14 protein-coding genes and 1 riboswitch are annotated in these 20,534 nt (G+C 37.6%); of the genes, 10 read left to right on the top strand and 4 right to left on the bottom strand.

What is annotated here, in order from left to right:
* Positions 1–95 precede the first annotated feature (95 nt).
* Positions 96–1,358, top strand: coding sequence for a Y-family DNA polymerase (locus tag P3U61_RS06835; RefSeq protein WP_014613964.1), 1,263 nt, complete (start codon positions 96–98; stop codon positions 1,356–1,358).
* A gap of 79 nt (positions 1,359–1,437) precedes the next feature.
* Here P3U61_RS06835 and P3U61_RS06830 read toward each other — a convergent pair whose 3' ends face one another.
* On the bottom strand, positions 1,438–2,529 hold the full coding sequence (locus P3U61_RS06830; RefSeq protein WP_014613963.1) for a prephenate dehydrogenase: 1,092 nt from the start codon (positions 2,527–2,529) through the stop codon (positions 1,438–1,440).
* Positions 2,530–2,671: 142 nt separating this feature from the next.
* On the opposite strand from P3U61_RS06830, the gene P3U61_RS06825 reads away from it, so the two are divergent.
* The 3 genes from P3U61_RS06825 to P3U61_RS06815 all read left to right on the top strand — a co-directional run bounded on the left by P3U61_RS06825 (position 2,672) and on the right by P3U61_RS06815 (position 6,435).
* Complete coding sequence (locus P3U61_RS06825; protein ID WP_099987082.1) at positions 2,672–3,706, top strand: M42 family metallopeptidase; 1,035 nt, start codon at positions 2,672–2,674, stop codon at positions 3,704–3,706.
* A 174-nt stretch (positions 3,707–3,880) separates the two neighbouring features.
* The gene (locus tag P3U61_RS06820) at positions 3,881–5,146 is read left to right on the top strand and encodes an aminoacyltransferase (RefSeq protein ID WP_099991918.1); all 1,266 of its coding nucleotides are present in this window, start codon (positions 3,881–3,883) and stop codon (positions 5,144–5,146) included.
* Positions 5,147–5,175: 29 nt separating this feature from the next.
* Positions 5,176–6,435, top strand: a complete 1,260-nt coding sequence (locus P3U61_RS06815) for an aminoacyltransferase (RefSeq protein WP_014613960.1) — start codon at positions 5,176–5,178, stop codon at positions 6,433–6,435.
* 590 nt (positions 6,436–7,025) lie between these two features.
* Here P3U61_RS06815 and P3U61_RS06810 read toward each other — a convergent pair.
* Positions 7,026–7,349 carry a hypothetical protein gene (locus P3U61_RS06810; RefSeq protein WP_099997523.1) on the bottom strand — a complete coding sequence of 108 codons (324 nt, stop codon included), beginning with the start codon at positions 7,347–7,349 and terminating at the stop codon, positions 7,026–7,028.
* 131 nt (positions 7,350–7,480) lie between these two features.
* On the opposite strand from P3U61_RS06810, the gene pepF reads away from it, so the two are divergent.
* Complete coding sequence (gene pepF / locus P3U61_RS06805) at positions 7,481–9,280, top strand: oligoendopeptidase F (protein WP_099997522.1); 1,800 nt, start codon at positions 7,481–7,483, stop codon at positions 9,278–9,280.
* A gap of 60 nt (positions 9,281–9,340) precedes the next feature.
* Here pepF and P3U61_RS06800 read toward each other — a convergent pair whose 3' ends face one another.
* Entirely contained in the window at positions 9,341–13,078 is a 3,738-nt protein-coding gene (locus tag P3U61_RS06800) for an SdrD B-like domain-containing protein (RefSeq protein WP_201308566.1), read from the bottom strand.
* Positions 13,079–13,344: 266 nt separating this feature from the next.
* On the bottom strand, positions 13,345–14,256 hold the full coding sequence (locus tag P3U61_RS06795; protein WP_014613956.1) for a CvfB family protein: 912 nt from the start codon (positions 14,254–14,256) through the stop codon (positions 13,345–13,347).
* Between the two features lie 200 nt (positions 14,257–14,456).
* Here P3U61_RS06795 and P3U61_RS06790 point away from each other — a divergent pair, with 200 nt between their 5' ends.
* The 5 genes from P3U61_RS06790 to dapD all read left to right on the top strand — a co-directional run bounded on the left by P3U61_RS06790 (position 14,457) and on the right by dapD (position 20,034).
* Entirely contained in the window at positions 14,457–16,067 is a 1,611-nt protein-coding gene (locus P3U61_RS06790) for an ABC-F family ATP-binding cassette domain-containing protein (protein ID WP_014613955.1), read from the top strand.
* Positions 16,068–16,323: 256 nt separating this feature from the next.
* A riboswitch (Lysine riboswitch) is annotated at positions 16,324–16,503 on the top strand.
* Positions 16,504–16,707: 204 nt separating this feature from the next.
* Complete coding sequence (locus P3U61_RS06785) at positions 16,708–17,694, top strand: aspartate-semialdehyde dehydrogenase (RefSeq protein ID WP_014613954.1); 987 nt, start codon at positions 16,708–16,710, stop codon at positions 17,692–17,694.
* 3 nt (positions 17,695–17,697) lie between these two features.
* On the top strand, positions 17,698–18,576 hold the full coding sequence (gene dapA / locus P3U61_RS06780) for a 4-hydroxy-tetrahydrodipicolinate synthase (RefSeq protein ID WP_014613953.1): 879 nt from the start codon (positions 17,698–17,700) through the stop codon (positions 18,574–18,576).
* The gene (gene dapB, locus P3U61_RS06775) at positions 18,573–19,295 is read left to right on the top strand and encodes a 4-hydroxy-tetrahydrodipicolinate reductase (protein ID WP_014613952.1); all 723 of its coding nucleotides are present in this window, start codon (positions 18,573–18,575) and stop codon (positions 19,293–19,295) included. Before dapA ends, dapB begins: the two co-directional genes overlap by 4 nt.
* A gap of 19 nt (positions 19,296–19,314) precedes the next feature.
* Positions 19,315–20,034 (top strand): 2,3,4,5-tetrahydropyridine-2,6-dicarboxylate N-acetyltransferase, encoded by a 720-nt coding sequence (gene dapD, locus P3U61_RS06770; protein ID WP_014613951.1) that lies wholly within the window; start codon positions 19,315–19,317, stop codon positions 20,032–20,034.
* The last annotated feature ends 500 nt before the right edge of the window (positions 20,035–20,534 follow it).

Here is a 20,534-nt window from a genome sequence, read left to right as displayed (position 1 = left end):
ATGATTAACAGAACGTACATTCGTTTTAACTTGATTATAGAACAAGTGTTCGTGTATACTAAAAACATCAGGTTGATAAGTAAGGGTGAAATGTGATGTATGATTATCATTTATTAGAAGATAGGGACATTCTATGTATTGATCAAAAAAGTTTTTTTGCGAGTGTGTCTTGTATTGAGAAAGGGCTCGATCCATTGACGACAAAACTCGCAGTCGTTGCAGATACGAAAAGGCAAGGGTCTGTTGTACTTGCTGCGACACCTTCTCTGAAAGCGATGGGGATTCAGACAGGTTCGCGTTTGTTTGAAATTCCACATCATAATGACATTTATATTATTAATCCGAGTATGCGGCGTTATTTGGAAGTGTCGCTTAAAATTTCTGAAATTGCACTCCGCTATGTGCCGCCTGAAGATTTACATCAGTACAGCATTGATGAGTTCTTTATGGATGTGACAAAGAGTTATTATCACTTCAATACGACGTTACATACGTTTTGTGAGCGTCTGATTAAAGAAATTTATGATGAAACGAAAGTGCATTGCGCGATAGGGATTGGCTCGAATATGTTGCTCAGTAAATTAGCACTGGATCATGAGGCGAAAAAACATCCGGATGATATTGCGGAATGGCGTTATCAAGATGTACCTGACAAAGTGTGGGAAATTACGCCGCTCAGTTCGTTTTGGGGTATTGGTAAAAAGACAGAGAAGAAATTAAATCAAAGAGGGATATTTAAAATTGGACAACTGGCACACTATCCATATGAATATTTGAAGCGGGACTTCGGTATTTTAGGGGTGGATTGGCATCTACATGCACACGGGATAGATCAAAGTCGGATGAATGAGGCGTATCAAATCATTAATCCTTCGATATGTAAAAGTCAAATTTTGCTACGTGATTATACGTATCGTGAAGCACATGTCGTCATGCAAGAATTGATTGAAGATGTGGCACAACGTTTGAGAGCGCGTCAGCAAATTGCACGAACGATTCATTTTTCTATGGGTTACAAAGAGGGCGGCCATGTGACGAAGCAGTATACGTTACATACAGGAACAAATTTAGATCAAGACATTTATAAAGAAGTGAAGCGTTTAGCGGACATGCATTGTGATCAAGGAGCGTTGTATCGGACGCTCAGTGTATCACTTACACAATTGATGAATGAAAACGAACGCAATCTAGATTTGTTTACGGATGAATTTCAACGACTGCGTCAAGAGAAGTTGGCGAAAACGATTGATGCGTTACAAACCAAATATGGAAAAGGCGTCGTATCAAAAGCGATTTCCTTGACTGAAGCGGGTACCAAATACGGTCGTTTAGGATTAATGGCAGGGCATCAGATGTAAAAAGCCCCGTTATGGTATCACATTAGGCTTGGAGATAATAGTTCAGGCCTAATGTGCATATAAATACCACCGTGGGACGTTAACTTAAATACGTATCAAAATCAGAAAGCGCGGTCATCGCTGCGTCGCGGTCTTCAGCCTTTTTAAAGCTAATACGTAAAGCACCGTAAATATCCTCACGCACTTCTAAAATTCGAAGGTTCCGTATAGAAATTTGATGCTGACTTAATATTTCAGTCACTTTCGAAATCATCCCCGGTTTATCAGGAATATCTACGTAAAGATCATACGTGCTTTGCATTGCACCTTTACCTCGAATAGGTAGGCCATCACGGTACGTTTTAGCTTGGTCGAAAAATTGATATAACGCCTCCTCGTGCCCTTGTTCAAGCATATCCACGGTTTCAGTAAGCTGTTGTTGTAGTTGCTTCAATGATGAAACGATATGCGCTTTATTTTCAATGGATATGTCGCGCCACATCTCAGGGTTACTACTTGCAACACGTGTAATATCTCTAAAGCCTCCTGCAGCTAAGTCTTGAATTAATGGCACGTCCGCTGCGTAAAAAGCATTTAAATGTACAAGACTCGAAGCAATGAGATGAGGGACATGGCTGACAACCCCTGTAATTTGGTCATGTTCATCAGCAGTTAAATGAATAAAACGCGCGCGAGTCGGTGCAAGCAAATGTTCAATACGTTGCGCGGCCTCTTGGTTTTCTGTTAACTGATGAACAAGGATATAGTAGGCATTTTCAAAGAGATGTTTTTTTGCATTCAGAACACCGGATTTATGACTGCCTGCCATGGGATGCCCACCGATAAGATGGATGTCAGCCGAGAGTAATTCCTTTTCAAATGCTTGAATAGTAGATTTTGTACTCCCTGTATCTGTAACAATTAAACCAGATTTCGTTTTCATTTGAGGAAGCTGGCTTAAATATTGCACTGTCGTTTGTACAGGTGTTGCAAAGATAACGATATCTGCTTCTTGTAAAGTCGATTCGTAATCTGCAGATGCTTGATCGATAATGCCAATGGATACGGCACGTTCTAATTGTTCGTAATGTGCATCATAAGCTGAAATCGTGATGTCTGGATGAAAATATTGAATATTACTTGCTAAACTGCCTCCTATTAAGCCTAAACCAACAAAAAACACGTGAGTCACGCTAACACCGCCTCTATTTTTATTAAATATGCCATAGTTTAACATTTTAACGCGTTTAATTGCAATAGTACTTATATGAATACGTGAGATTTTATAGAATCATCGGTACAATAGAAACAAAGAGGCAAGGGAGGACATATCAATGAATGAATCTGTGATTGAAACTTTAACAGCTCTAACTGCGATTAATAGTCCATCAGGTAACGCGGATCGTGCGATAGCGTATGTACAGCAAACCGTGGAGGCTTATGGTTATAACACACAGTTAACGAGGAAGGGCGGCTTATTGATTGAAGTAAAAGGCGACGATGATACAGAGAAAAAATGTATTACGGCGCATGTAGATACATTAGGCGCAATGGTCAAAGAAATTTTAGATAATGGACGTCTTCGATTAGCGTTAATTGGTGGTTTCCGTTACAACGCAATTGAAGGTGAATACTGTACGATTGAAACAACAACAGGTCAGACGTACCGAGGGACAATACTATTGCATGAAACGTCGCCACACGTTTATGCGAATAACCATGAAATTCCACGTAATCAAGAGCATATTGAAGTCCGCATTGATGAGAAAGTGACGTCAGCCGATGAAACGCGTGAGCTAGGTATTGATGTAGGTGATTTTGTAAGCTTTGATCCACGTACAGAAGTGACAGCTTCAGGTTTTATTAAGTCGCGTCATTTAGATGATAAAGTCAGTGTTGCGATTATTATCGAATTTTTAAAACAGTATCGTCATCGTGAGGACCGTTTACCGCATACGATTCAGTTTTATATTTCGAATAATGAAGAAATTGGTTATGGCGCAAATTCAAATATTGACCCAAAAGTTGTTGAGTTTATAGCATTTGATATGGGTGCATTAGGGGATGGTCAAGCGTCCGATGAATATACGGTGTCGATTTGTGCACAAGATGCCTCAGGACCGTATCATAAACAACTACGTCATCATCTCGTATCGTTATGTCAGAAACACAATATCCCGTATAAAGTGGATCTCTACCCATTCTATGCCTCAGATGCTTCAGCGGCGTTAAAAGCAGGTGCAGATGTAAAGCACGCCCTTTTCGGTGCAGGTATTGAGTCTTCTCATGCAATGGAACGGACGCATTTGGATTCGATTAAAGCAGCACAAGCATTATTAGAGGCCTATTGTTTTTCGAAATTACTGTAGTCGTACCACGTCTTGTTGGCGAATTGTTACACAATACGTTAAAATGTAGAAAGACTATAAGGGTGTTTATGAGGGAAATGAAAAAGATTGTATGTCTTTTTAAGATAATGTAATAAGGGTATATCAGAAATGTAATATCGCTAAAAGATATAAAGAGAAATAGGAGTATTAAAAATGAAGTTTACAAATTTAACGACGGCAGAATTCGGTGCGTTCACAGATAGTATGCCATACAGCCATTTTACACAAATGGTAGGGAACTACGAGCTGAAGGTGGCAGAAGGTGTCGAAACACATCTCGTTGGTATTAAAGATAATCATAACCAAGTATTAGCCGCTTGTTTATTAACTGCAGTACCCGTCATGAAAGTGTTCAAATACTTTTATACGAACCGTGGTCCTGTGATGGATTATGAAAATCAAGAACTCGTTCATTTCTTTTTTAATGAACTCGCAAAATATGTTAAAAAATACAATGCGTTATATGTCAGAGTCGACCCATACTTGCCAAGGTTAAAACGCAATCATGATGGCGAAGTGATTGAACGATTCCAAAATGATTGGTTCTTTGACAAAATGACACAACTCGGCTTTGAACACGAAGGTTTTACAACGGGATTTGATACAGTGAGACAAATTCGATTCCATTCTGTATTAGATGTTGAAGGTAAAACGACGAAAGATATACTGAACAATATGGATAGTTTGAGAAAGCGTAATACGAAAAAAGTGCAAAAAAATGGTGTGAAAGTGCGCTTTTTGGATGAAAATGAGTTACATATTTTCCGTTCGTTCATGGAAGAGACGTCGGAAACAAAAGACTTTGTGGACCGTGAAGATGATTTTTACTATCACCGCCTCAAACACTATAAAGATCGTGTACTCGTACCTTTAGCTTACATCGATTTTACAACGTATATACCAGAGCTAAAATCTGAAGAGCAAGATTTCCATAAACAAATTGCTAAAACTGAAAAAGAACTTGAGAAACGCCCAGATAACCAAAAATCATTGAATAAAAAGAACAATTTAATGCAACAGTTAGAAGCGAATCAAGCTAAAATTCAAGAAGCGGAGCAATTACAAGCGAAACATGGTGACACGTTACCGATATCAGCAGGTTTCTTTATTATTAATCCGTTTGAAGTCGTGTATTATGCGGGTGGCACAGCAAATGAATTCCGTCATTTTGCAGGAAGCTATGCCATTCAATGGGAAATGATTAACTACGCAATTGAACACCATATTCCACGTTACAACTTTTATGGCATTAGTGGACACTTTACTGAAGATGCGGAAGATGCTGGCGTGGTCAAATTTAAAAAAGGTTATAACGCAGATGTCATTGAGTACGTAGGTGATTTTATTAAACCCGTTCGAAAACCGGTCTATAAGATTTATACGACGTTAAAACAGCTTAAAGAGAAGATTACAAGATAAGATGAGTGAAGAGAAGGGGATTTATTGGTATGAAATTTACAGAATTGACAGTTGAAGAATACGACCAATTTGTTCAAAATCCTGCATTAGAAAGTCATTATTTTCAGGTAAAAGAAAATATTGCAACACGAGAAGCAGACGATTTTCAAGTGGTACTGTTAGGCGTGAAAGATGACAACAACCAAGTTTTAGCAGCGAGCTTATTTTCCAAAATTCCAACAGCAGGAAGTTATGTATATTATTCAAATCGTGGTCCGGTCATGGATTATAGCGATTTGGGATTAGCCGATTTTTATTTAAAGGAATTAGACCAATATTTAAATAGAAATAAATGTTTATATGTCAAAATGGACCCGTATTGGATTTATCAAGTGTATGATAAAGACATTCATCCCATGGGCGACAAAATGCCTAACGATAAGCTAGTACAGCTATTTAAGTCACACGGTTACCGTCATCACGGTTTTACAACATCCTATGATACGTCAAGTCAAGTGAGATGGATGGGTGTATTGGATTTAAAAGGTCATACACCACAAACGTTGAAGAAGCAATTCGATAGCCAGCGCAAACGTAATATTAATAAAGCGACGAATTTTGGCGTGAAAGTAAGATTTCTTGAAGTGGATGAATTTGATCAATTTTTAGAGTTATATCGCGAAACTGAAGAACGTGCAGGTTTTGTGTCTAAAACGGACGAATACTTTAAAAACTTTATCAACACATATGGTCATAAAGCGCTCGTACCATTAGCATATATTGATCTAGATGAGTATATTACGTCGTTGCAAGAAAGTTTAAATGACAAAGAAACACGCCGTGACCAAATGATGGCGAATGAAAACAAGTCGGATAAGCAAATTAAGAAAATTGCGGAATTAGATAAACAAATCGACCATGATCAACAAGAGATGTTAAAAGCTAGCGAATTGCGTAAAACGGACGGCTCTGTTTTAAACTTAGCAGCAGGTGTTTATTTTGCGAATGCGTATGAAATTAATTACTTCTCTGGCGGTTCTAGTGAGAAATACAATCACTTTATGGGACCTTACGCGATGCATTGGTTTATGATTAATTATTGCTTTGACCATGGTTATGAGCGTTATAACTTTTATGGCGTATCAGGCGATTTCACTGAGAATAGTGAAGACTATGGTGTGTATCGCTTTAAACGTGGATTCGGTGTACAAATTGAAGAGCTCGTTGGAGACTTCTATAAACCAATTCATAAAGTAAAATATTTCGTATTTGATGTGTTAAATCGATTGCGCTCAAAAATTAAACGGTAAACAAACGATAAAAAGCCCGTACTTTGTGTAATGCAAAGCGACTGGCTTTTTATTTTGGATGAAAAATGCGCAATTGGAAATTTTAATGTATATTTTGGCAGAAAGTAGTGAAAATACATATTAACTATATTTATGTTATGTAAACTTATAGAATATTATTTAGTTTTAAAATCGGTCATTTAAGGACTGATGAAGGCTAACATTTGAGGTACAAATACGTATGTTTGAATGGTCATATACACATTTCAATGACATTTATACATATTGTTGTTACAACAATGCTTTAATATGAATGATTCAGCCATTAACATCGAAACGCTTATCCAGATGATGTAAACTGTTTGTTATAAATTTTGATGTTTAAGCTGCGAATATCATTAAGGCACGTTTATGACTGATGAGTTGGTTATGTACATATATTAAAATGTTAAATTTGAATCCAATTCTTAGTTTACATAATATATATTATAGGAAGTTGTATATTGGTTAGCATTTTAACCCTATTATCTTCAGTCAGTTAATCAATAGCATCTCATCACGTCCGCATCACAAAAACCCAATGACTTGTGTATATCACTGGGTTCGTATCATTAAGAACGATGTTGTTGTTCAAAGTGTGCGCGTTCTTTCTCATACTTTTTCATTTGTCGTTTTTTGCGCCAGTCACGTGTAATAAACCATAAAATAAAGCTTAAAATTAAGCTCAATATTGCGACAAACGCAGCATATCCTAATAAAGGTTCATAACGAATCGGTTTAAAGTTTGGCAAAATGAATGCTAAAGCACCAAGCACAATGAACATGATGATTGCTGTAAAGAACCATTTGTTAAGGACAAGTGTACAAAACAATGTTAAAACAACCATAATGAGAAGTGTAATCCAAATATAGTTTGGCATGTCTAAAATGGCCATGTATGAACCTCCTTTTTGTATTTAGCCTTCATTATACTAGATTTTTAATGGCTGGTGTAATGATTTCACATGCAAAAAGATGTTAAAAAACGTTATAATGGAATTAATATATTTTCTAAGGAGGTTTTATTATGTCACAAAAACTACCACATCGTTCAGAAGTTGCTAGAGTAGAAACTTGGGATTTGACTGATTTATATCTTAATCCAGAAAGTTATGAACAAGCGCTGAAATCATTGCCGCAAGAAGCTCAAGCATTTAAAGTGCAATACGAAAACCAACTCAATACCGTTGAAAATCTTGAAAAAGGTTTAAATACATATGCGCAATTGCTCGTTGAATTAGAACGTGCGGGTAATTACGCGGAACTTTTACATAGCGTCGATACGTCTGATGCTGAAAGACAACGTTTAAACGCCCTATTTTCTACACAATATGGCAAAGTTTTAAGCCAATTGACTTTTGTAGAGTCAGAACTATTAAATCTTGATGATGCTGTGATGCAACAAGCGATTTCAGAGTTAGATTACAGTTATTATTTAACACAACTACAAAAGAAAAAACCGCATCAATTGCACCCTAAAGCTGAAGAAGCACTTGCGAGTATGTCAACAGCATTAGATGTGCCATATGATATTTATGGCGTGACGAAAATGTTAGATATTGATTTCGGAACATTTGAAGTCAATGGTCTAACGTATGACATGGATTATACGACATTTGAAGGTTATTACGAAGATCATGACGATACAGCGCTTCGTCGTGCAAGTTTCCGTCATTTTAGCGATACCCTTAAAAAGTATGAACATACGACTGCTGCAGTGTATAATGCGCAAGTGCAACGTGAAAAACTTGAGGCTGACTTGCGTGGTTATGATTCTGTGATTGAATATTTATTGGAAGAACAAGATGTTACTTTGGATATGTATCACCGCCAAATTGATTTAATTATGTCTGATTTAGCACCAATTATGCGCAAATATGCGAAACTTGTTCAACAAGCAAACGGTTTAGATGAACTCAAATTTGAAGACTTAAAAATCTCTATCGACCCTACTTTTGAACCAGAAATTACAATTGAAGAGTCGAAAAAATACATCTTTGGTGCATTAGACGTATTAGGTTCAGAATACGTCGACATGTTACACCAAGCGTATGATGCACGTTGGATTGACTTCCCGCAAAACAAAGGGAAAGAAACAGGTGCTTATTGTGCAAGCCCTTATGCATCTCATAGCTACATCTTTATTTCGTGGACAGGTAAAATGACTGAAGCTTTCGTCCTAGCACATGAACTGGGACATGCCGGACACTTTACATTTGCACAAAAGCATCAAAATTATTTACAATCTGAGGCGTCTATGTATTTTGTTGAAGCGCCATCGACAATGAACGAAATGTTAATGTTGAATTACTTATTTAAAAACAGTAATGATGCACGTTTCAAACGTTGGGCAATTGCTTCGATTATTTCTCGTACGTACTATCATAATATGGTGACACATTTACTTGAAGCCGCATATCAACGTGAAGTATATCAACGTGTCGATCAGGGTGAATCACTTAGCGCCCCTACCTTGAATGCAATTAAACGACAAGTCATCGAACAATTCTGGGGAGATACCGTGACAATTACAGATGGTGCGGAATTGACTTGGATGCGTCAACCGCATTACTATATGGGCTTATACTCATACACATATTCTGCTGGTTTAACAATTGGTACGATTATGGCACAACGTATTAAAAATGAAGGTGAGACTGCTGTTCAAGATTGGTTGAACACATTAAGCGCAGGTGGAAGTATGTCCCCTGTTGAATTGGCACAACTTGCAGGTATCGATGTCACAACAGATCAACCACTTAAAGATACGATTGCTTATATTGGCGAATTAGTGGACGAATTAGAGTCATTAACGACTGAAATTTAATATAGAATGAAACCCCTGATTGCACATCATCGCACAATCAGGGGTTTTTTAATGTGATGCTTATTTCATTGAAGAACGGTTTTGTTTAGATGATCGACGTAATAAACCAAGTCCTAATAGACTGAGTAAACCACCGAAGATTAAAGCAGATGATTGTGATGATGATTCACCTGTTTTAGGAAGTGCTTCATCTGTTTGAGATGTTGATTTGTCCTGAGGTGTTGTTTGCATAGCTTCACCGGGATGAGTTGGTTTTGGTTTCACCTTTTCACCTGGGAGCATCGGCTTTGGTTGAGGTGCATCAGGTTGCTCAGGTGCCGGTTTCTCTTTATCATCAGGATTTTTCGGCTCTGGTTGAGGTACATCAGGTTGCTCAGGTGCCGGTTTCTCTCTATCATCAGGGTTTTTCGGTTCTGGCTGAGGTACATCAGGTTGCTCAGGTGCCGGTTTCTCTCTATCATCAGGGTTTTTCGGCTCTGGTTGAGGTACATCAGGTTGCTCAGGTCCCGGTTTCTCTTTATCATCAGGGTTTTTCGGCTCTGGCTGAGGATTCCAGTTTTCTAACGGGAAGAAACCAGCATCGATTGACATATCATCTTGAGTAACATCGATATTTGCGATTAACCCATCAGAGTCTTTTTCAGTATTCGCTGTAGTATGTTTGCTTGTTGCTTCATAGCCTTCAGGTGTAGTGAATTCAACAATATATTTTCCTTTTTGAACATTAGTGAACTGGTAGTGTCCATTGGCATCACTCGTCGTTGTATTTAAAACGACGCCATCAGCTGTTTTAAGTGTGACAAGAACGCCTTCGAGACCATGTTCGCCATCGTTTTGTACGCCATTGTGATCTTCATCGCGCCAAACAAAATCGCCAATAGTATATGTTTCATCTTTGGGTTGAGGATTCCAGTTTTCTAACGGGAAGAAACCAGCATCGATTGACATATCATCTTGAGTAACATCAATATTTGCGATTAACCCATCAGAGTCTTTTTCAGTATTCGCTGTAGTATGTTTGCTTGTTGCTTCATAACCTTCAGGTGTAGTGAATTCAACAATATATTTTCCTTTTTGAACATTAGTGAACTGGTAGTGTCCATTGGCATCACTTGTCGTTGTATTTAAAACGACACCATCAGCTGTTTTAAGTGTGACAAGAACGCCTTCGAGACCATGTTCGCCATCGTTTTGTACGCCATTGTGATCTTCATCGCGCCAAACAAAATCGCCAATAGTATATGTTTCATCTTTGGGTTGAGCATTCCAGTTTTCTAACGGGAAGAAACCAGCATCGATTGACATATCATCTTGAGTAACATCGATATTTGCGATTAACCCATCAGAGTCTTTTTCAGTATTCGCTGTAGTATGTTTGCTTGTTGCTTCATAACCTTCAGGTGTAGTGAATTCAACAATATATTTTCCTTTTTGAACATTAGTGAACTGGTAGTGTCCATTGGCATCACTTGTCGTTGTATTTAAAACGACACCATCAGCTGTTTTAAGTGTGACAAGAACACCTTCAAGACCATGTTCACCATCATTTTGTACGCCATTGTGATCTTCATCGCGCCATACAAAATTGCCAATTCGATACGTAGCAGAGGTATCAATATTTGGATCGGTAGGTTGAATATTGAACTGATGGTTATGTTTTGGTGTTGATAAATCAATTACAAGTGGTACTCGGTTACCCTTTTCTGTTTTCGGCTTCTCAACGATAGTATCTTCTTCAAATGTCACTATACCGTCATGTTGACCAAATTCAGATTCAAGTTCAGTGAATGTGTCAATATGAGATGATTCCTCTATCGTATCCGTTGTGATGTCATCGTACTGACCGCTCACATTAGGATTCATTTCATCATCAAACTCAATCAATAAGCCATCAGTTGTGTACTCCATCGTGTCTTCTTCTGTTGTATGGTCAGAAATGGCACCTGTTAACATGCCAGTTGTCGTATCTTCGTCGTATTCAACGACATCAGAGTGGTGTACCGTGTCTTGTTCACCATGGTTTGTTTCTTCCTCAAAATCAACAGCATCTGCATGAAGTGTCACGTCTTGAATGCCATGATTTGTCTCTTCTTCAAACTCAACAGGCTGTGAATCTTCTGTTGTCTCGATAATTGGAGAAGTATTTTCACCACGATCCTCACCAGATTGTGAAAGTGTATTTAATACAACACTATCTTCAATCTCTTCTAAAACACCAGTTGTTTGGAAAGTCATCGTAGCAGGTGCCGTATTTTGAGTTGTGTCCACTAATTCACTAAATCCATAAGTCGGCGGTACAGGTTTGTCGTTCCCTTCCCCACTTGCGTTATTAGAGTAGAAAGCAACACCATTTTTCCATGTTAGATTGAAATAATGATTGTAGCTCCAGTAATGATTGTATGGAGAACGGTTTAAGTTTTGGTGCCCTATTGCATTTGTCGTAAAGTCAAAATCTGAAGCATCTTTATTATAATGTCCTTTATAAACAATAACGTAAGGTTTTTTGTTTTTCATATCAAAAGTGATTTCATATCCAGTACTAGTACTTTTGATTGAGTTTGACAAATTGCTTGTGATGTCATTAAAATGGCTAGTATCATTAACATTAGCATAGACACTTTCTGGAAGTTCACCACTACCAATAAATTCATAAATTTTAACTTCACCGGCTATTCCGTTTTCTATTGCTCCTGTTGTAACTGTACCTTTTAAGGACACATTTGTTAATTCATTCTGGCTTGGCTTGAAAGTTGTATAGTGTGTAAATGATTGATCTGCTTTTGATAAATCATCAAGTCGGCCATTTAATGTGACTCCTTCATTGTTTTTTACACCATCAATATATTCAATATTGAAAGTTTCTTCAGTTTTAATGCTACCTAAAGTAGATGAAACATTGATATTTCCTCTGTTTTGAACTTTTGCTGGATTAATGAATAGATTTAATGATAATTTACCCACTACATTTTCTTTATCACTTACATAATCTGTAAAGCGGTAACGGATACGATTTTTATCTTTAACCTCACCATAAGCAATAACTGTATCGTTATTTTGAGTGTCTACGATATTTGGAACTTTTTTAACAGTTGATATCCCGTTTGTATCGACATTGTCGCTTAATTGAAAGTCAAAATAATCACCAGCTTTAATTCCATTTTCAAATGACCATTCATAATTTAATGTCACACGTTCAGCTTTATGTGGATTTACAGTGTTCGATTGACGGTATGTTTTATCGTTATTCTGATGGCCTGTAATTGACGATGTTTCAACTTTTACTTTACTTGTCACATCTGTTCCGTTTTCTACATTAATTACTTTTGTGTCCACTGGTGAAGTAACTTCTTGTACTTGTCGTGGTGACTTATGTTCTGTTGCTGTTGTTGGTGTTTGAACGGGTGCTGTTTGAGTAACAGGTTTATTCACTTCTGATACAGGTTGTGCAATTTCTGAATCTTTCATTGTTGCTGTATCTTTTGCTTCAGTTTTTGTGACTTCTTGTGTGCTATCAGAAGCTGTAACCGCTTTCGCATTTTCACTTGCCACTGATGTTGTTTCCTGCATGTTTTCAGCTATAGATGCTGATTCGCTGACTGCTTGTTGTGCTGCCTCAGTTGTTAGTTCGCGCTCAGTTTTTGCCTGCTCTTTTTCGGCATTTTGTTCTTGTGTTGTTGTGCTCACTTCTGAAGCTTCAGCATTATTTGCATGCCCTACAACAAATAATGTCCCCAATAAGAATGATGCCACGCCAAGTTTATGCTTTCGAATACTATATATATTTTTATTTGTAATCACTTTTTTCCCTCTTCTTCTCTTAATCTCATGTTTTATACAACGTTTATAAACACATTAATCGCTATTATATATTGTTTAGTTTTAAACGACAATATAATTACATTGAGTTAATAAATATTTAAGGATTTCAAAAATTAAGTTGATAGGGATGAACTAAGTGAATTTTAGTGTAAGAATGTTGAAATATATGGGGATTTGGCTTTTGTGTGGGTGTTTAAGATCAAAAAAAGACTCACCACTTGGGCAAGTCTCTCATGAATGATTAACTATTTCTCTTCTACACGTGTCCAACCTTTACGTGTCAAAGTGATTTTACCTGTTTCAATATTGATGAGGCGTTGTTTGTATAAATGACCAATTGCACGTTTGAATGCACCTTTGCTCATATTAAATACTTCTTTAATTGCTTCAGGGCTAGATTTATCCCAGAATGGCAACTCACCTTCATATTCCACAAGTAAATTAAATATTTTTTCGCCATCGTCATCTAACCGTTCATGTGCAAGTGGTAAAAATGAACCATTTAACTCCCCTTTATCATTTACACCGATAATACGGACGTCACATGCCTGCCCTAAACGCGGTTCTTCTTGACGTTCTGACTCATGTACAAAAATTTTATAGCCGTCTTCTGATAATAAAAATGTACCAACGCGTAATAAACGATATGGACGTGCTTGTATCATTTGATTACGTAGTTCTTCTATTTTATCTGCTGCGACAGGTGTAAACATTTGGTGCACTGTTGTTTCTGAAGCTAAACGTGCAAACATTTGTCTATCGCGGTCAATACGTAATGTACATAATAGTTCGTCGCCTTTTTCTGGCCATAATGCCTTCAATTTAGGTAAATCTTCCCATGGGATTAATACTTCGCGAGGCAATCCAACATCTACACGTGCCCCATCACGATCTGTGTTTAACACGCGTACAAAATCATACCGTCCAACAGTAATATCTGGCATGTTTTGAGTGGCAAACAAATCGCCAGAACGGTTAGGATAGACGAAAAAGCTATACGACTCCCCTATTTCTAAATCGTCATCTTCGTTTACTTCAGATGCATTTAATTTAATTTTTTCTCGGTTTGGACCTTCTAAGTGATATGTAGAACCTTCAAGCGACTTCACTTCTAAAAATTCTATCGTCCCAATAATTTCATTTTCTTTAAAAGACATAACGTACTCCTCTTTAATTGATAAGTTAATTCTATTATAGCATGTTGATATGTGTTAAGCAGTGAAATAATGAAATCTCTTGAACAACGTCTATGTTTTTAGCTGAAATGATGGTAGAAAATACAACAGAAATTAGATTTATAAGGCATTCTCATGATATAATGCATCCATTAGAATAATTGAATTAAAGGAGAAAATGCATGTTACAAGTTACGGATGTAAGTTTACGTTTTGGTGATCGTAAATTATTTGAAGATGTGAACATTAAGTTTACACCAGGAAATTGTTACGGTTTAATTGGTGCGAATGGTGCCGGAAAATCTACTTTCTTAAAAATTTTATCAGGTGAAATTGATTCACAAACAGGTCACGTGTCACTCGGTAAAGATGAACGTTTAGCAGTCCTTAAACAGGATCACTTTGCGTATGAAGATGAGCGCGTGCTAGACGTTGTTATTAAAGGTCATGAACGATTGTTTGAAGTGATGCAAGAAAAAGACGCTATTTATATGAAACCTGATTTCAGTGACGAAGATGGTATTCGCGCAGCAGAACTTGAAGGTGAATTTGCTGAAATGAATGGTTGGAACGCGGAATCTGACGCTGCAACATTATTATCTGGTTTAGGCATTGGTACAGACTTGCACGATAAAACAATGTCAGAGCTTGAAAATAACCAAAAAGTGAAAGTGTTACTCGCTCAAAGTTTGTTCGGTGAGCCTGATGTACTCTTACTGGATGAGCCGACAAACGGTTTGGATATTCAAGCGATTAGTTGGTTAGAAGACTTCTTAATTAACTTTGATAATACAGTGATCGTTGTTTCCCATGACCGACACTTTTTAAATAATGTTTGTACACACATTGCTGACTTAGACTTCGGTAAAATCAAAGTTTATGTCGGAAACTATGACTTCTGGTATCAATCTAGTCAATTAGCACAAAAAATGGCACAAGAACAAAATAAGAAAAAAGAAGAGAAAATTAAAGAGTTACAAGACTTTATTGCACGTTTCTCTGCCAATGCCTCTAAGTCTAAACAAGCTACGAGCCGTAAAAAACAACTTGAGAAAATTGAATTGGATGATATTCAACCGTCTTCACGTCGTTATCCTTTCGTAAAATTTACGCCAGAACGCGAGATTGGTAATGATTTATTATTTGTTGAAAATCTTTCTAAAACAATTGACGGTGAAAAAGTGTTAGATTCATTGTCATTCACGATGAACCCAAATGACAAAGCGGTTTTAATGGGCGAAAGTGAAATCGCAAAAACAACACTACTTAAAATTTTAGCGGGCGAGATGGAACCGGATGAAGGCAGCTATAAATGGGGTGTGACAACATCACAAAGCTACTTCCCTAAAGATAACTCAGCGTATTTTGAAGGCGTTGATATGAACTTAGTCGATTGGTTAAGACAATATGCGCCAGAAAATGAACAAACTGAGACATTTTTACGTGGTTTCTTAGGACGTATGTTATTCAGTGGTGAAGAAGTGAAGAAAAAAGCAAGCGTTCTTTCCGGTGGTGAGAAAGTACGTTGTATGTTAAGTAAAATGATGCTTTCTAGTGCGAACGTATTGTTATTAGATGAGCCAACAAACCATTTAGATTTGGAAAGTATTACATCTGTCAATGAAGGTTTGAAATCATTTAAAGGGTCTATGATTTTCACATCGCATGACTTTGAGTTTATTAACACTATTGCGAATCGTGTCATTGATTTAGATGTGCCTGGTGGTTTATCGAAAGAAATTTCTTACGAGGCCTACTTAGAGGAAAAAGGTATTTTGAAATCTAAAGCATAATCATTATTTAACGGGATGATATGATGTCATCTCGTTTTTTTGAGTAAATCGGATGCATATGTAGGTCTCCCCCATTGCATATACTGACTTAAGATAATAGTCTTTTCAAACTTAATTCTACATCACGTTACTTATAAAAAGGTCAACAATTGAACCTAAAAGAATGCTGAAATTTTTGATGTATTTTAAAATTTTCAGCATTTTCTGTTTACACATGATGACTTTCTATGTATAATGGTATCCATAATAATTGAATAGTTATTGATGAGGCGCATCGATCATAAGTAGATATATTGAAGTCATGTCTGCAAACATTGTATATCGAAAGGGTGAGATGCCGAAACGAACAGTATTGCAGGTACTTGTTTGTTGGATTCTCTGGTTAAGAGCTAAGAATCTGTCATTATTGTTACAATAATGGAGTGCATCACTTGTATATAGAGTTGACAAGTTCGCACGCCGAGCTTGTTTTTTATTTATCATTTTTGAAGCGGTCTGGATATCAGTGATATTTGCCCTCTTCAACAAGTGCTCTAGTAATCAACATCAAGTGCCAATCTGTACTACCAATAGTTCAATTATTATCTAAATTTTAAGAACATTACAATATTTGTGAATTGAAAAAATGGAGTGAAGTGGAATGACAAAATTAGCAGTTGTAGGTGCAACAGGATTAGTAGGAACAAAGATTTTAGAAACACTTGATCGTAAAGGTATTGCTTTTGATGAACTCGTGCTTTTTTCTTCAGCACGTTCAGCAGGTCAAGAAGTCACGTTTCAAGGTCAGACGTATATCGTGCAAGAATTGACAGATGAAGCGACGGATGGTGATTTTGATTACGTCTTAATGAGTGCAGGTGGCGGTACGAGTGCTCATTTTGCCCCACTGTTTGAATCACACGGTGCCATCATTATTGATAATTCAAGTCAATGGCGCATGACGGAAGACGTTGACCTTGTCGTACCTGAAGTTAACGCCCCTACTTTTAAAAGAGGTATTATTGCTAACCCAAACTGTTCAACGATTCAATCGGTCGTACCACTGAAACCATTGCAAGAAAAATATGGGTTAAAACGTGTGGCATACACGACTTATCAAGCTGTATCGGGGTCAGGTATGAAAGGTAAAAAAGACTTAGAAGACGGTCCAAAAGGTGTGGCGCCTCAAGCTTATCCACATCCGATTTATAACAACGTACTACCTCATATTGATGTCTTTTTGGATGATGGTTATACAAAAGAAGAACAAAAAATGATTGACGAAACAAGAAAGATTTTAAATGAGCCGACTTTAAATGTCACAGCAACTTGTGTACGTGTACCGGTACAAGATAGTCATAGCGTTCATATGAATGTGACGTTAGACCAACCGGCAACAGTGGAAGCTATACAAGCGCTTTTTGAACAAGATGCGCGTGTTGTCCTCGTAGATAACCCAGCCAAAAATGAATATCCAATGGCGATTCATTCAACAGGTCGTGATGAAGTGTTTGTCGGACGCATTCGTAAAGACGATTCGTTAGACAATACATTCCACATTTGGGTCACTTCAGACAATTTATTAAAAGGTGCTGCGCTTAATGCAGTCCAAGTGTTAGAACAGGTACTTCAATTGAAAGGAGCATAAATTATGTCACATATTTTTGAAGGCACAGGCGTCGCTTTAATCACCCCTTTTTCGAACGGTGAAGTGGATTATGAAGCGATCAAAAGACAAGTTCATTTTTTAATCGACAATCATATTCAATCCATCGTGGTTAATGGCACGACGGCTGAAAATCCAACTTTGACAGATGAAGAAAAGGATCGTATTTTAACAACAGTAATAGAAGAAAATGCACAACGTGTCCCTATTATTGTAGGAACTGGGACGAATAACACGCAAAAATCAATTGAAGCGTCATTACGTGCAAAGGCATTAGGTGCAGATGCGATTATGCTCATCACACCGTATTACTTAAAAACGAGTCAGCGTGGTTTAGTTGCCCATTTTGAAGCCATTGCGAATGCGACAGAACTGCCTGTAGTCCTTTATAATGTGCCATCAAGAACAAACTCAACAATCGAAGTGGATACAGTCGTTCGTTTAAGTGAGAATCCATATATCGTTGCGTTAAAAGACGCGACTAATGATTTTAATTATTTAGCAGAACTTCAACAACGCTTAGATACAGACAAGTTCGCATTGTATAGTGGCAACGATGATAATATTGTGTCATATTATGAACAAGGTGGTCATGGTGTCATTTCGGTCGTTGCGAATGTCATCCCGAATGAATTCCAACAAATTTATACAAATGTGAAGGATCGAGTAGCGCGCTTTGAACCGATTGCCACCCTTCTTGATGCGATGAGTGTCGATATTAATCCTATTCCAATCAAATATTTGGCAGCGTTAGAAGGCTTTGGGCAATATGAGGTGCGATTGCCTTTAGTACCACTGAATAATGAAGAGCAACAACAGTTAAAAGCAGTTTACCATCAATTTAAAGCAGGTGTTCAGACATGAAAATTTTATTAATTGGATATGGCGCAATGAACCAACGTGTCGCGCGATTAGCTGAAGCGAACGGTCATAATATTGTAGGCGTCATTGCAGGTCGTTCAACGGCGCATGTGCCCTATCCGATTTACCAAAAAATCAGTGAAGTGACAGAGGCAGATGTTGCGATTGACTTTTCACATCCACAATTGTTACTGCCTTTACTAGAGGAAGATTTCACACTCCCCCTTGTCATTGCAACAACGGGTGAAAAGACACAAATTACTGATAAACTTCAAGCGTTAAGTGATAAAATGCCAGTATTTTTCAGTGCTAATATGAGTTATGGTGTCCATGTACTCACCAAAATATTAGAAGCGGCAGTCCCTTTACTGCAAGACTTTGACATTGAATTAACAGAAGCACATCATAATCAAAAAGTGGATGCGCCAAGTGGCACGCTCGTTAAACTTTATGATGTGATTGAATCGTTACGACAAGATGTCACACCTGTTTATGACAGAAGTCAATACGATGCGAAACGTACGAAAAATGAAATTGGTATTCATACGGTGCGTGGAGGTACGATTGTCGGTGAACACGATGTCTTATTTGCTGGAACAGATGAAACGATTACACTGTCTCACCGTGCCCAGTCAAAAGATATTTTTGCGAATGGTGCGTTAGGTGCAGCAGAAAAGTTAATTCACCGTCAACCAGGGTATTATACTTTTGATAACTTATAAAAGGAGCGTATAAAACGTTATGGTTAAAAATTTTACAGCTGAAGAAATCATCCAATATATTAGTGATGCAAAAAAAGCTACACCGATTAAAGTTTATATCAACGGTGAATTCAGTGACGTGCAATTTCCGGACCAATTTAAAGTATTTGGTTCAGAAAATTCAAAAGTCATTTTTTGTGAAGCATCAGATTGGCACGCATTTTATGAAGAAAATCAAATGCTAATTGAAGACTTAGAAATCGAAATGGACCGCCGTAATTCGGCCATTCCATTAAAAGACTTAATCAATACGAATGCACGAATCGAACCAGGCGCATTTATTCGTGAACATGCCGTGATTGGAGACGGTGCAGTCGTCATGATGGGTGCAACGATTAATATTGGTGCCATTGTTGGTGAAGGCACAATGATTGATATGAATGCGACATTAGGTGGTCGTGCAACTACAGGTAAAAATGTCCACGTCGGTGCTGGTGCAGTATTAGCAGGTGTAATTGAACCTCCAAGTGCCTCTCCTGTTGTCATTGAGGATAACGTATTAATTGGAGCGAATGCCGTTATTCTTGAAGGCGTACGTGTCGGTGAGGGTGCGATTGTTGCTGCGGGTGCCATTGTGACGCAAGATGTGCCAGCAGGTGCTGTTGTTGCGGGGACACCGGCGAAAGTGATCAAACAAGCGCATGAAGTAGAAGATTCAAAACGTGAAATTGTCGCAGCGTTACGTCAGTTAGATCAGTAATATATATGGGCGTCCTATCATATCTCTTATCGTCGGCGTCCAACGTTGGCGATGAAACCTCAAACTGATTGTATTTAATAACTTATGTATTCTGTTTGAGTATCTTCTACCGAGGATGAACATAATGCTAAATTTATGAGGGCTGGGACATTAAGTTATCCCAGCCTCTACCTCTAATAAAGTCATCATTCATTTGAAATGATAAAACGGTCGAAAAATGAGGATGAATTGGACATGAAAAATGATGCTATTGTTTTTTTATTACGTAAAATTGCCTATATTTTCCTCTTCGTTTGATATAAGATTGCCCAGAAGGCTGATGCTTCTGAGGGGTAAGGTTGAAAACAAAATGATGTCTCTTAATTTTAAGAGTGGCTGTGTCTGACTTATTAATGCTATCGCTTTAGAGAAGTCTAGTCAGCTTTGCGCGGATAGTACGACGAAATTTTTGTTCCACATGAGATTTTTGTACTCCTTCCAAAATCCAATTCGGCTTCCAT

The sequence above is a fragment of the Staphylococcus pseudintermedius genome (assembly GCF_034042775.1).
Classification (GTDB): domain Bacteria; phylum Bacillota; class Bacilli; order Staphylococcales; family Staphylococcaceae; genus Staphylococcus; species Staphylococcus pseudintermedius.
Note: the sequence above shows the minus strand (reverse complement) of the source record. Positions and strands in the feature narration are given on the sequence as shown.

Excerpts from the sequence above, each read along its gene's own strand:
- dapA (WP_014613953.1), top strand. The coding sequence starts at position 17,698 with ATGTCACATATTTTTGAAGGCACAGGCGTCGCTTTAATCACCCCTTTT.
- P3U61_RS06785 (WP_014613954.1), top strand. The coding sequence starts at position 16,708 with ATGACAAAATTAGCAGTTGTAGGTGCAACAGGATTAGTAGGAACAAAG.
- P3U61_RS06810 (WP_099997523.1), bottom strand. The coding sequence starts at position 7,349 with ATGGCCATTTTAGACATGCCAAACTATATTTGGATTACACTTCTCATT.
- P3U61_RS06825 (WP_099987082.1), top strand. The coding sequence starts at position 2,672 with ATGAATGAATCTGTGATTGAAACTTTAACAGCTCTAACTGCGATTAAT.
- P3U61_RS06795 (WP_014613956.1), bottom strand. The coding sequence starts at position 14,256 with ATGTCTTTTAAAGAAAATGAAATTATTGGGACGATAGAATTTTTAGAA.
- dapB (WP_014613952.1), top strand. The coding sequence starts at position 18,573 with ATGAAAATTTTATTAATTGGATATGGCGCAATGAACCAACGTGTCGCG.
- pepF (WP_099997522.1), top strand. The coding sequence starts at position 7,481 with ATGTCACAAAAACTACCACATCGTTCAGAAGTTGCTAGAGTAGAAACT.
- P3U61_RS06815 (WP_014613960.1), top strand. The coding sequence starts at position 5,176 with ATGAAATTTACAGAATTGACAGTTGAAGAATACGACCAATTTGTTCAA.
- P3U61_RS06820 (WP_099991918.1), top strand. The coding sequence starts at position 3,881 with ATGAAGTTTACAAATTTAACGACGGCAGAATTCGGTGCGTTCACAGAT.
- P3U61_RS06835 (WP_014613964.1), top strand. The coding sequence starts at position 96 with ATGTATGATTATCATTTATTAGAAGATAGGGACATTCTATGTATTGAT.
- dapD (WP_014613951.1), top strand. The coding sequence starts at position 19,315 with ATGGTTAAAAATTTTACAGCTGAAGAAATCATCCAATATATTAGTGAT.
- P3U61_RS06790 (WP_014613955.1), top strand. The coding sequence starts at position 14,457 with ATGTTACAAGTTACGGATGTAAGTTTACGTTTTGGTGATCGTAAATTA.